The organism is Mycolicibacterium wolinskyi, from assembly GCF_002101965.1.
GTDB lineage: Bacteria > Actinomycetota > Actinomycetes > Mycobacteriales > Mycobacteriaceae > Mycobacterium > Mycobacterium wolinskyi.
This window is the reverse complement of record NZ_LQQA01000031.1, coordinates 87349-100394: the sequence shown is the minus strand read 5'-3', so window position 1 is coordinate 100394 and position 13046 is coordinate 87349. Positions and strand designations below refer to the sequence as shown.

Annotated in this window: 14 protein-coding genes; 8 read left to right on the top strand and 6 right to left on the bottom strand. The window is 66.1% G+C overall.

Annotated elements, in window-relative coordinates:
* Window position 1: 1 nt before the first annotated feature.
* The 3 genes from AWC31_RS27980 to AWC31_RS27970 are packed head-to-tail and all read left to right on the top strand — an operon-like array spanning window position 2 to window position 2192.
* Window positions 2-631 carry a class I SAM-dependent methyltransferase gene (locus AWC31_RS27980; RefSeq protein WP_085147519.1) on the top strand — a complete coding sequence of 210 codons (630 nt, stop codon included), beginning with the start codon at window positions 2-4 and terminating at the stop codon, window positions 629-631.
* Window positions 632-636: 5 nt separating this feature from the next.
* Window positions 637-1728 carry a molybdopterin-dependent oxidoreductase gene (locus AWC31_RS27975; protein WP_085147803.1) on the top strand — a complete coding sequence of 364 codons (1092 nt, stop codon included), beginning with the start codon at window positions 637-639 and terminating at the stop codon, window positions 1726-1728.
* Complete coding sequence (locus AWC31_RS27970; protein WP_165766068.1) at window positions 1725-2192, top strand: hypothetical protein; 468 nt, start codon at window positions 1725-1727, stop codon at window positions 2190-2192. Before AWC31_RS27975 ends, AWC31_RS27970 begins: the two co-directional genes overlap by 4 nt.
* Here the strand turns inward: AWC31_RS27970 and AWC31_RS27965 are convergent.
* A complete protein-coding gene (locus AWC31_RS27965; protein ID WP_085147801.1) occupies window positions 2118-3473 on the bottom strand; it encodes a hypothetical protein in 1356 nt (451 codons plus the stop codon). The two genes, AWC31_RS27970 and AWC31_RS27965, sit on opposite strands and share 75 nt — an antisense overlap.
* Before the next feature lie 76 nt (window positions 3474-3549).
* Between AWC31_RS27965 and AWC31_RS27960 the strand changes: the two genes are divergently transcribed.
* A complete protein-coding gene (locus AWC31_RS27960; protein WP_234790832.1) occupies window positions 3550-4377 on the top strand; it encodes a GNAT family N-acetyltransferase in 828 nt (275 codons plus the stop codon).
* A gap of 7 nt (window positions 4378-4384) precedes the next feature.
* Here AWC31_RS27960 and AWC31_RS27955 read toward each other — a convergent pair whose 3' ends face one another.
* Genes AWC31_RS27955 through AWC31_RS27935 form a run of 5 tightly spaced genes read right to left on the bottom strand, consistent with a single transcriptional unit; the run spans window position 4385 to window position 7602 of the window.
* A complete protein-coding gene (locus AWC31_RS27955; RefSeq protein ID WP_085147517.1) occupies window positions 4385-4999 on the bottom strand; it encodes a pyridoxamine 5'-phosphate oxidase family protein in 615 nt (204 codons plus the stop codon).
* 39 nt (window positions 5000-5038) lie between these two features.
* The gene (locus AWC31_RS27950) at window positions 5039-5458 is read right to left on the bottom strand and encodes an arsenate-mycothiol transferase ArsC (protein WP_085147799.1); all 420 of its coding nucleotides are present in this window, start codon (window positions 5456-5458) and stop codon (window positions 5039-5041) included.
* 19 nt (window positions 5459-5477) lie between these two features.
* Window positions 5478-6146: an arsenate reductase ArsC gene (locus tag AWC31_RS27945; protein WP_085147515.1), complete on the bottom strand. Its 669-nt coding sequence runs from the start codon at window positions 6144-6146 to the stop codon at window positions 5478-5480.
* Complete coding sequence (gene arsB, locus AWC31_RS27940; RefSeq protein WP_067848985.1) at window positions 6143-7231, bottom strand: ACR3 family arsenite efflux transporter; 1089 nt, start codon at window positions 7229-7231, stop codon at window positions 6143-6145. Before arsB ends, AWC31_RS27945 begins: the two co-directional genes overlap by 4 nt.
* Window positions 7228-7602, bottom strand: a complete 375-nt coding sequence (locus tag AWC31_RS27935; protein WP_085147512.1) for an ArsR/SmtB family transcription factor — start codon at window positions 7600-7602, stop codon at window positions 7228-7230. The genes arsB and AWC31_RS27935 overlap by 4 nt, the downstream gene beginning before the upstream one ends.
* 528 nt (window positions 7603-8130) lie before the next feature.
* Between AWC31_RS27935 and AWC31_RS27930 the strand changes: the two genes are divergently transcribed.
* The 4 genes from AWC31_RS27930 (at window position 8131) to AWC31_RS27915 (ending at window position 13006) form a co-directional block, all read left to right on the top strand.
* Window positions 8131-9429 (top strand): PucR family transcriptional regulator, encoded by a 1299-nt coding sequence (locus tag AWC31_RS27930; protein ID WP_085147510.1) that lies wholly within the window; start codon window positions 8131-8133, stop codon window positions 9427-9429.
* A 109-nt stretch (window positions 9430-9538) separates the two neighbouring features.
* Window positions 9539-10498, top strand: coding sequence for a fumarylacetoacetate hydrolase family protein (locus tag AWC31_RS27925; RefSeq protein ID WP_085147508.1), 960 nt, complete (start codon window positions 9539-9541; stop codon window positions 10496-10498).
* Window positions 10499-10513: 15 nt separating this feature from the next.
* Window positions 10514-11203: a VOC family protein gene (locus tag AWC31_RS27920; RefSeq protein WP_085147506.1), complete on the top strand. Its 690-nt coding sequence runs from the start codon at window positions 10514-10516 to the stop codon at window positions 11201-11203.
* 3 nt (window positions 11204-11206) lie between these two features.
* On the top strand, window positions 11207-13006 hold the full coding sequence (locus AWC31_RS27915; RefSeq protein WP_085147504.1) for an FAD-dependent monooxygenase: 1800 nt from the start codon (window positions 11207-11209) through the stop codon (window positions 13004-13006).
* Window positions 13007-13046 lie beyond the last annotated feature (40 nt).

Below are 13046 nucleotides of genomic sequence, written 5' to 3'. Positions count from 1 at the left end.
CGTGCACGGCCACCTCTACGACCAGGCGCTCGACGGCGAGCAGTGCTGGATACGCCACGACGACGGCCGGATGCAGCGGTTGCCCGTGCACCGCTGGCTGGGCGGGGCACACACCGATCTCCACTTCGACCGCGCCATCGTGAACCTGTGCACCGGGCCGACCATCGACTTGGGTTGCGGCCCAGGGCGCCTGGTCGCCGGCCTGGTGCGGCGCGGCGTGCCCGCCTTGGGCGTCGACCAGTCGGCCGCCGCTGTCGCGATGGCCCGCAGCAGCGGCGCTCCGGTGCTGTGCCGCGACCTGTTCGGGCCGCTGCCGGGAACCGGGCGCTGGCACACCGCGCTGCTCGCGGACGGCAATGTCGGGTTGGGCGGCGATCCGTGGCGCGTACTGCAACGGGCGGGTGAGCTGCTGCGCCGCGGCGGCGAATGCCTGGCCGAATTCGACCCGGCGACAACCGGAATCGAGTCCTGCTGGGTGCGGTTGGAGACCGTCCGGTCCGTCGGGCCGTGGTTCCGGTGGGCTTCGGTGGGGCTGGACTGTGCGGCCCGCATCGCGGCCGACGTGGGCCTGGTGCTCGGAGGTGTCCACCCGATCGGCGACCGTGTCATCGCGAGCCTGGTGGCGCGGTGACCACGCTGCGTGGCACCGCGGTCACCGCCCGGGTCGGCGTCGCATTGGGTGTCGCGGTGGCCGTGTGTTTCGTGACCGGGCTCATCAGCCACTTCATCCAACATCCACAACCATGGTTCTACTGGCCAACCCGCCCGGTCGGGCTGTACCGCTTCACACAAGGCCTGCATGTCATCTCGGGCATCGCGGCCATCCCGCTCATCGTGGTCAAGCTGTGGTCGGTGTGGCCCAAGCTGTTCGAACGCCCACTGATCGGCGGACCGGTTCGGCAACTCGAGCGGGCATCCATCCTCGTGCTGGTGGGTTCGATGCTGTTTCAGCTGTCGACCGGCCTGCTGAACACCGCGCAGTGGTACGCGTTCGAATTCTTCTTCACCACCAGTCATTACGCGATGGCCTACGTGGCCGCAGGTGCCGTCCTGGTACACATCGCAGTCAAACTTCCGGTGATCCGACGCGCCCTCGGGGAACCGCTCGACGAGGGGCCCACCGCTCAACTCACCGGCCCCACGAGGCGCACCGTGCTGCGTGGCACCTGGCTGGCGGTGACGCTCGCGACCGTGGCGACTGCGGGCCAGACGATTCCGCTGCTGCGCCGCGTTTCCGTACTCGCGCCGCGTTCCGGCCAAGGGCCCCAGGGTGTCCCGGTGAACCGTTCGGCAGCCGCCGCCGGCGTCGTACGCAGCGCCCGCTCACCGCAGTACCGGCTGACCGTCACCAACGGTCCGGTCAAACGCGAGTTCACCGTCGATGACCTCCGTGCGATGCCGCAGGCCACACATCGGTTGCCGATCGCGTGCGTGGAAGGGTGGAGCGCGGACGCCGAATGGACCGGCGTCGCGCTGGCCGATCTCGTCGCCGCGGTAGGGGCTTCATCCGACAGCGACGTCCGGATGATCTCCCTTGAGCCACCGGGACCGTACTCCCGCACGACGCTTCCGGCCCGTCATGCCCGCGACAGGCAGACGCTGATTGCGTTGCGGCTCAACGGTGAGACCCTCGATCTCGACCACGGCTACCCGTGCCGGCTGATCGCCCCGACCCGGCCCGGCGTGTTACAGACCAAATGGCTGTCACGGATCGAGGTGGTGGGGTGATCGCGACGCGGATTGTGCTGGGCCTGACCGGCATCGCCGTCGCCGGTTACGGTGCGGTGCTGCTGTGGGACAACCCGCCGGTGGTCATCACGCGGATCCTGGTGTGGGCAGTGGTCGGTGTGGCGGTGCACGATCTGGTGTTCGCTCCGCTATGTGCTGCGCTCGGACTGGCCGGCCGACGCCTACTGCCGGTCGGTTGGCAGTCCCCGGTCGCGGTGGCCGGGTTGTGCAGTGTGGTGCTTGTGCTCTTGGCCATCCCCGTGTACGGCAAGCCGGGTCTGCGCCCGGACAATCCGACAGTGCTCGACCGCGACTACCCACTCGGGCTGTGGATCTCGTTGGCAGTGGTCTGGCTGTGCGTGCCCGCTTACTACGCGGCGACGCGCCGGTTACCAGTTCGTCAGGATGACGTGGTTGAGCACGAGCGCGCCGATGACGTTGAGCGCCAACCACCCGCGGTGTGACCGCGGCGGCAGCAGCGCCCCCGCGGCGGTGAGCCAGATGGTGAAGGGAAGCCAAATCCGTTCGGTTTCCGCCTTGCTGAGCATGCTGAGATCGGCGAACGCAATGGCCAGCAACGCGCTGATCAGCAAGACCACCAGACCCGACCGCCGGCGGATCGCTGTGATGTCGACAACCCGGCCGATACCGGCCACGCTGCCAAGGCCGATGGCACACACCACCGAGGCCAGGTTCGCCCACGACCAGTACTGGAACGGCCGGTCGTTGGCGATGCCCTGCCAGTAGCGTTCCTGGACCAGGGTGTAGCCGTCGAACCACCAGAAACCTGCGACGACGAACACGGCCACGACCGCGAGCGCCGCGAGGACGGCCGGGATGAGCGCGCGGAGCGCTGCCCGCCAATCGGCGGCGGTCACGAGCACTGCGAGCGCGGGCAGTGCCATGAGCACCAGGCCGTAATTGAGGAATATGCCCCACCCGAGCAGCAGCCCGGATCCGACGGCGGTCGCCGTCGTCCACCGCGTCGAACCACTGACCGCGAGCGCCAACAGGGCAATACCCCAGGCGGCCACCCCGGCGAAGTAGCCGTCGGCCGACACCGCGATCCAGATCGCCGTCGGTGCCACCGCGACGAACGGCGCAGCCAGTCTCGCGATGTGTTCGTCGGTCAATGCGCGGACCGCCACGATGATCGCCGCGGCCGCGCTGGAACCGACCAGCAGACACAACAATCCGGCCCAGGCCCCACCGCCCAGCCCGATCCGGTCGAGCCAGACGAACGTCAGCAGCGCGCCCGGAGGGTGACCCGATACGTGGGTTATCCACGAATCCGGCTGGAAATCCAGGATTCTGCTCGAGAACGTCCGTACCGCCGCGGGTATGTCGGTGACCGTCGGTACCTGCCGCAGGTACTCGTGGCGAGCAGTCAGGCGGCCGGCGAATCCCCGCTGCCAGCCGTCGATCATCGCCAGCGAGAACGCCCAGGCACACGATGTCGCCCACGTCGCCAATGTCAAAGTCCGCCATGGCAACCGCTGTGCCACCGTCTGTCCCCACCACACCGTCGCCGCGCCGATGAGGACGGCCGGCACGGTACCCCAGCCGACATGTGTGTTCCACCACCCGAAGATCGGTGCGGTGTCGGCGAAACTGTAGATCTGGCCGGGTGTGCTGTTGATCAGCGGCGTGACGATGCCGAGATCGAGGTGGGGCACCACGAACGCCGCGACCACCAGCGTCGCCCCGACGGTTATCGCCACCGTCTCCCGGCGCCCGATCTGCATGGGTTCCACCATATGGGTCGGCGCGTGCGGTGACCCTGACGTTTCGGTGACAGTTGCGGTGGGCACAATGTCGAGCGTGGATGCCGAGCAACTGTTTTGCGGTACGACCCTGGCCCGTCGCATCGAACGTGCTGAGGCACAACTCATCGTCGCCGCCACGGAAGCGGCCAGAGGCCGTGGCGCGGAGGGCTTGGTGCTGCCGGTGGCCGGCGGCTTCGCGTGCTTCGCCGACGCTGGTTCCCCGATGAACAAGGTGGTCGGGCTCGGCTTCGACGGGGTGCCGGACGAAGCGGTGCTCGGCGAGATCGAGCGCGCACTGGCCGGCCGGGGCGCGGCAACCCAGGTCGAACTGTCCAATCTCGCAGACCCGGAAGTCGCCGGACTGCTGACCGGGCGCGGCTATCGGCTCGCCGGTTTCGAAAACGTACTCGGCCGGCCGGTCGGTGCGGAAGACCTACCGGCTCCCGCGGGCCTCGAGGTCCGGCGCGCCGCCGATGTCGCGGCCTGGGTCGACGTGGTGGTCGACGGCTTCGCGCATCCGGACGCCGAGGGTGTGCCGAGCCATGAGGAATTTCCCCGCGACGTCATCGAGCGGGCCGAACTCGACATGGAAAAGGCCGGAGCCGCACCGTATATCGCGGTCGTCGATGGGACGGTGGCCGGTGGCGGCGCCGTGCGGTTCACCGACGGCATCGCCCAGTTGTGCGGTGCCGCAACCGTACCGGCCTATCGTCGGCGCGGTGTGCAGACCGCCCTCCTGGCGGCGCGGCTGGCGGATGCTGCCGCCGCGGGCTGCGACATCGCCGTCGTCACCACGGCGCCCGGTTCGAAGTCACAGCAGAACGTGCAGCGGCGCGGGTTCCAATTGCTCTACACCCGAGCGGTTCTGGTGAAGGCGGTGTGACGAACCCTCAGTACAGCATCTTTCGCATGCTGTCCTCGGTGTAGTAGGCGTCGAGCTCGGCCTGGCTGAGGTCGGGCTTGAAAGCCTTGGCCAGCTGTGCGACCGACGGGACAGCCGTCGGATTCCACGTCTCGGGCTTCCAGGTGTCCGACCGCAGAAAAGCCTTGGCGCAGTGCCAGAACACCTCCTCGACGGCGATCTCCAACGCCAGGATCGGCCGCTTGCCGCCGACCGCCATGGCGTCGAAATAGTCCGCATCGGAGAGGATCCGCGCGGTCCCGTTGATGCGCAGCGTGTCGCCGCGGCCCGGGATGACGAACACCGTGCCGACGTGCGGACGTTGCAGCACGTTGAGATAGCCGTCGACGCGCTTGTTGCCCGGCCGTTCGGGGATGGCGATCGTGGTGTCGTCGATCACCTGCGCGAATCCCGGTGGGTCACCCTTGGGGGAGACGTCGACGCGGCCCTGGTCGTCGGTGGTCGCGATGAAGCACAGCGGGGAAGCGGCCAGCCAATCCTGCTGTACCGCGGAGAGTTGCTTGGTGACCTTGTTGGCAACGTACTTGTTGGGGTGCCCGACGATGGCACGCAGCTCTTCCACGGTTTTCACTTCATGGCCCATGCCTCCATGATGCCTGTGCTCGCAAGGAAATTGTGGGTGCTATTCCGGGCGCCGACCGTTTAGCTCGGCGACGAGCGTGCGGACCCGATCGGCGATGTCGTCGCGGATGATGCGCATACGATCGATGCCTTCGATGCCGCGCCGCGAGGGTTCATCGGTATCCCAACGTTGGACAACACTGCCGGGACGGTTGTTGACGTGGGCTTGGTTGCCGACTACGACGACCAGATCAGCGTCGTCGATCAGCTGCTCGGTGAGTTGGGTGGGCCGATGGTCGCTGATGTCGACTCCCACTTCGGCCAGTGCCCGCGCGGAGATCTCGTTGACGGTGGTCTTGGCGTGGGTTCCCGCTGAGGCCACGCGGATGTTCGGTGCGACGATCTGCCTCATGAGACCGGCTGCCATCACCGATTTTCCCGCGTTGCTCACGCAGACGAACAACACCGACGTGTCAGTCATGTTCTGCTGCCCCGCATTGCTATCGGCCGACCGGGACATTCAGGTCGGCCAACAGCCGGCGAACGCGTTCCTCGATGTCGTCGCGGATCGGCCGAACGGCTTCCAGGCCCTGGCCGGCCGGATCCGGGAGCTCCCAGTTCTCGTAGCGCTTACCGGGGAAGATGGGGCAGGCATCGCCGCAGCCCATGGTGACGACGACGTCGGCGGCCTGCACGATCTCGTCGGTCCACGGTTTGGGGTACTCGCCTGTGATGTCGATGCCGACCTCGTGCATGGCGGCGATCGCCGCAGGGTTGATCTCGTTGCCGGGTTCGGAGCCGCCCGACCAGGCGACGGCGTCGTCGCCGGCCAGGTGAGTGAGGAAGCCCAGGGCCATCTGTGATCGGCCGGCGTTGTGGGTGCACAAGAACAGCACGGTGGGTTTGGCGTCGGTGATCTTTCCTTCGACCCGGGCAAGCGCGTGAAGGCGTTGGCGGGCGAACCGTTCAGCCAGCAGCGGCAGGAAGTGCGGGATGCTGGCCCGGCCAGCGAATTGATCGTAGGACGAGTGCAGGAACCGTTCGATTGTCTCGGTGCCGAACGTGCCGTCGAACTCGCCTCGGAGACGGCCTGCGGCGGTCTTCAACGCCACGCGCTGATCGATGGACAGGTCGTCGCGCAACTGGTGGGTTACCGGGCTGTCGGTCATGGCGTACTCCGTTGCGGTTGAGTGGACGTGAATCGTTTGCGCAGCGCCAGGGACACATAGACGAGGGCGACGAGGACGGGTACCTCGATGAGGGGGCCGACGACGCCGGCCAGCGCTTGCCCGGAGGTGGCGCCGTACGTCGCGATGGCGACGGCGATCGCGAGTTCGAAGTTGTTTCCTGCGGCTGTGAAGGCCAGCGTGGTGGTGCGTTCGTAGCCCAGACCGAGCACGGTGCCGAGTAGGTAGCCCCCGCCCCACATGAGCGCGAAGTAGGCCAACAAGGGCAGCGCGATGCGGACGACGTCCCACGGGTTGTTGGTGATCTGATCTCCCTGCAGGGCAAAGAGAATCACGATGGTGAACAGCAGGCCGTAGAGCGCCCAGGGCCCGATCCGGGGCAGGAATGTGGACTCGTACCACTCGCGGCCCTTCGATTTCTCCCCGATGCGCCGCGATAGGTACCCGGCGACCAGCGGGATGCCGAGAAAGATCAGAACCGACTTGGCGATCTGCCACGGTGAGGTGTCGATGGTCGTCTGCTCCAGGCCGAGCCAACCCGGCAGCACCGACAGGTAGAACCAGCCGAGGACGGCGAACATGGCGACCTGGAAGATCGAGTTCAGTGCGACCAGCACGGCAGCGGCTTCGCGATCCCCGCATGCCAGGTCGTTCCAGATGATGACCATCGCGATGCAACGCGCCAAACCGACGATGATCAGGCCGGTGCGGTACTCGGGTAGGTCGGGCAGCAGCAGCCAGGCGAGTGCGAACATCAGGGCCGGACCGAGCACCCAGTTCAACACCAAGGACGACAACAGGAGTTTGCGGTCGCCGGTCACGGTGTCGAGGCGGTCGTAGCGGACCTTCGCAAGAACCGGGTACATCATGATGAGCAGGCCCAGCGCGATGGGCAACGAAACCCCGTCGATCTCAATGCGTTCCAGCGACGTGTTCAGTCCAGGAACCCAGCGTCCCAAGAGCAGGCCGATGATCATCGCAGCGCCGATCCACACGGGCAGGAACCGGTCGAGGGTCGAGAGCTTGCCGACGACCGCCTGCGCGGGAGTGGTGGCGGTGCTTGTCATGCCGAGACCTCCGCGTTGTCGCTCACCGCACCGAGCAGCACGGACAGGCTGGCCAGCGCCTCGGGAACCACGGCGTAGTACACCCACGACGCTCTGCGCTCTGAGGTCAGCAGCCCGGCATCGCGCAGCACCTTGAGGTGATGCGAGACGGTCGGCTGCGAAACATCCAAGCCAACGGAGATGTCACAGACACACGCCTCGCCGCCGGCATGGCTTGCGACCGCGGAGAACAACTGCAGCCGCACCGGATCGGCCAGTGCCTTGAGCTTGACTGCGATATCCGCCGCCGCGGGGGCCGACAGTGGTTCTCGCAGAAGCGCGCCAGGAGGGCAACAAGCCTCGGCCTGGGTGGCTGGAGACGAATTCGACATACGTCTATATTGATCACTATCGAATCCGTGGTCAAATGAACATCTGGCGCACATTGCTGTCGATATGTTCGGCGCGATGCGTTCACAGCGGCGAACCCACGACCTGGGCGCAGCCGATGTCGCTATGGTGCTGGGCTGCACCCGGGCTGGGTTCCACCGCTCGGTGGCAGGAATGGCGAAGGCAGGCAGGACATCGCGATGGGACCAAATGCTCAGCGAGCCCTAGCGCCTCCACGACCTGTTGGCCGTTATGGACGGCATCGACATGGCTCCATCGGCGTCCACTGCTCGGCCGAAGAGCTGAAGCGACGTGAGCAGCTGCGTGGTAACCGCCCGATCGGTCGCGAAATTCGGGCCGGTACGTCGTCTTCGCCGAAATATGTTGATCGCTTCGAAGTGGGGGGCCTAGCGTCGGTTCATGCCTGCCGACTCTCCAACCATCTTGGCCACCACTGGCGGCATCGGCGCGGGTCGCAGAACCCGCGCGAAAACGAGTGAACGTCAACCGGTACGAGATGGTGGCTCCCGATGACACGGCCCTGGTTCGCCACACTCGAGCCTACGGTGCGCGGCGCGCATCTAGACCATTCCCTGCTCCCCGACCGCGCCCAGGCGCTGGCCGAACACTTGGGGTCCGGGCCGGCCGGCTGGGCCGTCGAATTGGGTGCACGATTGGCAGCGACCATCACCGCTGAGATTCCGGAGCTAGCCGTGGACGCCGTCGCCGGTGAGATCCACAAGGGGTGCGAGGCCGTGGCACTGGGCGCGCTGTCCGCGCTCGCACACGACGACGACCTTACCTTCGCGGCGATGCCCGAGGTGCTCACCGGCCCGATGGAGGTAGTGGCGCGCGGCATCGGCATCGAGCACATGCTGCGCAGCATCCACGTCGCCCACGCCGCCGCGGCAGGTGTGCTGCTCGACGCAGCCGAACGCCTGGTGCCCGAGGCGCAGCGCTTCAGCGAGATGCGGCGCATCAACGAGTCACTGTTCGGCATCGTGGACATCCTGACCAAACGCATGGCCGATGAGTACGCCCGCGCGCACGAGGCATGGTTGACCAGCTCGGTGGCTCTGCGGATGGAGATTGTGGAGGACCTGCTGCACGGAAACTCCGTGCCAATGGACAGGGCAACTCGGATCTTGGATTACGACCTGAGCCGCTGGCACCTGGCGGTCATTGTCTGGACCGAGGCGGCCATGCCCGCCGAACCGATTCAAATACGAGCCGCCGCGTCCGAGACCCTCGTTACCGCGGGATGCACCTCGGCGCTCGTGCTTCCCCTAGGTGCCCACCGGGTGTGGGCCTGGGGGTCGAGGACATCCCAGCCGCCGGAGGCGGCCATGCCCACGGCGTCACCGCCGCCGGGGGTCCGTCTTGCGATCGGGACGCCGGGGTCAGGCGTCGACGGGTTCCGCAACAGCCACCGGCAGGCAGCCGAGGCAGCCCGCGTCGGCGGGATGTCGACGCGAGACGCCTGGTGGTTCTGCTATGAGGATCTCGACGTCGTTGCGATGCTCAGCGCCGACCTGCCGGCTGCCTGCGAGTTCGTCGCCCGCGAGCTCGGCGATCTGGCCGACAGCACCGAGTCGGTGACCGTTGTTCGTCGGACTCTCAAGCATTACCTCGACCGCGACAGGAGTTTGGCCGGCGCCGCCGCTGATCTGCAGGTTGCGCGCAACACCGTCGCCTACCGTGTACAGCGCGCCGAGCAACTTCGCGGTCGACCCGCGACGGTTCGCCGCCTCCAACTCCACGCTGCACTCACCCTCGCCGAGGAGTTCGGCGAGGTGGTGCTGCAGCCGAAAAAGGACCAGTTGGACTGACAACCATAGTTCGCACTGAATCCTGGACCTCAGGCCAGGCGTCACGGCGTCTCTGCGCAGTTGACTGTGTACTGAGCCGGTCGAACGACGGGCAGAGGCGGAGAAATCGATGGTCGTCCATCTCGTCCGATACGAGCGCAGCGAGCAAGTCTTCTGGGGTGTCCTCGCCGGTGACGTCATCTCGCCTCTTACCGGCGACTATCCACGTACCGCCGACCTCATCGAACGCGGTAGGTCCGACTGGACGGCGGCGGCGGCGAAAAGCGGTTCGGTGAGGTCGGCCGATGTCGCGCTGCTATCTCCGGTCACCACTCCCTGCCGAGTGATGTGTCAGGGTGCCAACTACCGCCAGCATGCCATCGAGTCCGGGATGGATCCCAACAAGCGTGCCTTCAACCTGTTCTTCGACAAGACCGACGCCGCAGTCACCGGTCCGCGCGACCCGGTCACCCGCCCGGCTCATGTCACCTTGCTCGACTACGAGATCGAGCTGACGCTGGTTCTTCGCGGGACAGTGGATGCACCAACGACGGTCACCACCGAGAACCTACATGAGTACATCTTCGGTGTGACCATCGGCAACGATATCTCCGCTCGAGACGTCCAGCTGCCACAGGGACAGTTCCTGAAAGGTAAGAGCTACCGGGGGTTCTGCCCGCTGGGGCCCGTGATGGCGGTCCTCGAACCCGAGGATCTGCGGCTTCTCGACGATCTCGAGTTGCGCCTTGAGGTCAACGGATCGCTGCGGCAGAGCGACAACACCGCGAACATGCTCTACAGGCCCGCCGAGACGCTGACTGAACTGAGCGAGTTCTGCAACTGGGATTCCGGTGACGTGCTGCTGACCGGGACACCGCACGGCATCGTGGCGGGCTCGCCACCTGCCTTCATCCGCCGACTGGCCACGGCGCTGCTGCCCGAGGACAAGCTGTGGGCGGCGTTCGTCAAGCTCAACCAGCGCAAGCCGTATCTGCAGCCCGGTGATGTCGTCACCGCCTCCATACGCAACAGCGCTGGGACGCTCGACCTGGGTACCCAGCAGAACGCCATCGTCGCCGCCACACTCTGAGAGGAGAGCCGAGCCATGAGCGCTACACCGAGTCCTCTGCAGCCCTCCGACCCGCACGGCCCTGACATCACAACCTCCGCACGGGATCTCGATCAACTTTCTGACCGCCTCGTACCCGACTTCATCGCCCACTGGGTGGTCAAGACAGCGCGCAGCGCGGAGATGATCGACTGGTACCGACATGTATTCGGTGCCCGGGTGGCTCACGAGGACAGCCAGATCGCCTTTCTCACCTGGGATCACGAGAGCCATCGGCTGGCGTTGGTGAAGCTTCCGCCGCCACTGCGGCATGTCTTTCCGCTATCGCGCTGGCGTCGAAAGACCTACGGCATCGACCATCTCGCGTTCACCTTCACCTCCGTGGAAAAGTTGTTGCTGACCTACGAACGGCTCAAGAAGGTCGGAATCACCCCGGTCTGGTCCATCAACCATGGACCCACGACCAGTCTCTACTACGAAGATCCGGAGGGCATCCGTCTGGAATTCCAGACGGAGAACTTCGCTACCGCGCAGCAGACCGCAGAGTACTTCAACAGCGCCGAATTCGACGAGAATCCGATCGGCACCAATATCGACCCGGACTACCTTCTCGAACAACTTCGCGCGGGTACCGCTCGAGATGAGCTGCTCAAGCCAGGCGCCGGCACGCGACCCGGCACCAAACCACGATCGAACAAGCGCGCAATCACCTGGAAGACGCTGTGAGGCATGGACACTGAATCGGTCGTCATCGTCGGCGCCGGCGCCGCAGGATCCACACTGGCACTGCTGCTGGCCCGCTACGGTATCCCCAGCACCGTCATCGAAGAACGTATAGAAACCCGCCTGCATCCGGCGGCGCACGTCATCAACGCCCGAACCCTCGAGATCTGGAACCAGGCTTCTCCCGGTCTGGGAAGCGCGCTGGAAGCGATCACCCCGCCGATCGACACCGTCAACATCATCCGCTGGTGCACCGACGTGCGTTCTGATCCGATCGGCGAGATCGACCTGCTGTCCCAACCTGATCGGCTCGCCGAGGTACGCACGCACAGCGCGTATCTCATCTCGCACATCGGTCAGCACCTGCTCATGCCGGTGCTGTGGAACGCGCTGGAGGGCGAGCCGCTGGTCGATTTCCGGCGTGGCGTGCGCGCCGGCCTGGTCGGTGACGGATTGACCCTGCGGTTCGCAGGCGCGGATCCAGTTGTCGCCCGACCGCGATTCGTCATCGCCGCGGACGGGGCTAACAGCCGCCTGCGCGACGCGGCCGGCATCGCGATGACCGGTCCAGTGCTGGCCAATATGGGCAGCGTCTTCTTCCACGCGCCCCAGCTCTACCCGAACGGCACCAGCCGACCCCTGCTCAGCTGGATCTACCACCCGCGATTCAGTGGGGTGATGATCGCCCACGCCGACGACGACTACGTGCTGATGACACCATATCTGCACCCGGCGCAGTGGATAGCGCGCGACAGCCGGAGCTACTGGAATCACATACTGCCCAACGTGATTGGATCCACCGACTACCAGATCCGATCAACAGGAACATGGACGATGACCAAGCAGATCGCCGACCGGTTCCGCCGCGGACCGCTTCTGCTCATCGGAGATGCAGCGCACCGGTTCCCCCACACCGGTGGCTTCGGACTCAACAGCGGTGTGCAGGACGCACACAACCTCGCCTGGAAGCTCGCCGCTATCCTGCAGGACGGCGCCTCGGAATCACTGTTGGACACCTACGAGACCGAACGACGGCCGGTCGTCACCCGGTTCGCCGAGCAGAGCACCATCAACCACTTCAGACTCGACGAGGTCACTGCGCCGCTGGGCATCACCAACACCTCACTGCACAAGGCGACCGAACTCATCGGCATGCTCCCGCTGGGCTGGGTGCCCGGTCCGGTGATCGCCCGCGTTGCGGACGCTTTGACCACCGCGCAGACATCACGTACGAGACGTCTGCTGCGAAACAGCGCACGTAGCAGCCGATTACGCGAGCGGATGGCCGCCGCTGTTCCGGGGCAGGAGGAACATTTCGTGGCCAGCGGCTTGGAGTTCGGCTACGCCTACGCCAGCCCACTGATCGACACCGCCGAGGGCCGCTGTCCTGACGGCGACGTCGCGCTATACCACCCGACCACGCATCCGGGGGCGCGCCTGCCGCACGCGATCATCCTGGGGGCAGATGATTCGGAGCTGTCAACCCATGCGGCGGTGGCACGAAGAGGATTGACCCTGTTCACCGGCGATGCGCGCGGGTGGACGGATGCTCTAACCCGCACGCCGACCACTGTGGCGCTCACCGTTGTCGCACTCAGGGCCGCGGGCGATGACGGTGACCGCCTGATCACCGAAATGTTCGAGGTCGGCGGCAATGGTGCCGTTGTGGCGCGACCTGATGGCCACGTGGTGTGGCGCACACGCACCGGCCCGCAGGCGGTCGGCCTCCTGCACTCGTTCATCGAACGCTCCTGGCGCCCGGTCTATCCGGGCGCAGGCGCCGACGTAACCCAACACTCAGCCTGAATCGAAGGAACGATGAACCATCGTGACGATTGCTCGGACC

Coding starts and splice junctions, on each gene's coding strand:
- AWC31_RS27955 (WP_085147517.1), bottom strand. CDS start 4,999: ATGGGCCATGAAGTGAAAACCGTGGAAGAGCTGCGTGCCATCGTCGGG.
- AWC31_RS27950 (WP_085147799.1), bottom strand. CDS start 5,458: ATGACTGACACGTCGGTGTTGTTCGTCTGCGTGAGCAACGCGGGAAAA.
- arsB (WP_067848985.1), bottom strand. CDS start 7,231: ATGACAAGCACCGCCACCACTCCCGCGCAGGCGGTCGTCGGCAAGCTC.
- AWC31_RS27925 (WP_085147508.1), top strand. CDS start 9,539: ATGGTCGTCCATCTCGTCCGATACGAGCGCAGCGAGCAAGTCTTCTGG.
- AWC31_RS27915 (WP_085147504.1), top strand. CDS start 11,207: ATGGACACTGAATCGGTCGTCATCGTCGGCGCCGGCGCCGCAGGATCC.
- AWC31_RS27920 (WP_085147506.1), top strand. CDS start 10,514: ATGAGCGCTACACCGAGTCCTCTGCAGCCCTCCGACCCGCACGGCCCT.
- AWC31_RS27930 (WP_085147510.1), top strand. CDS start 8,131: ATGACACGGCCCTGGTTCGCCACACTCGAGCCTACGGTGCGCGGCGCG.
- AWC31_RS27965 (WP_085147801.1), bottom strand. CDS start 3,473: ATGCAGATCGGGCGCCGGGAGACGGTGGCGATAACCGTCGGGGCGACG.
- AWC31_RS27935 (WP_085147512.1), bottom strand. CDS start 7,602: ATGTCGAATTCGTCTCCAGCCACCCAGGCCGAGGCTTGTTGCCCTCCT.
- AWC31_RS27945 (WP_085147515.1), bottom strand. CDS start 6,146: ATGACCGACAGCCCGGTAACCCACCAGTTGCGCGACGACCTGTCCATC.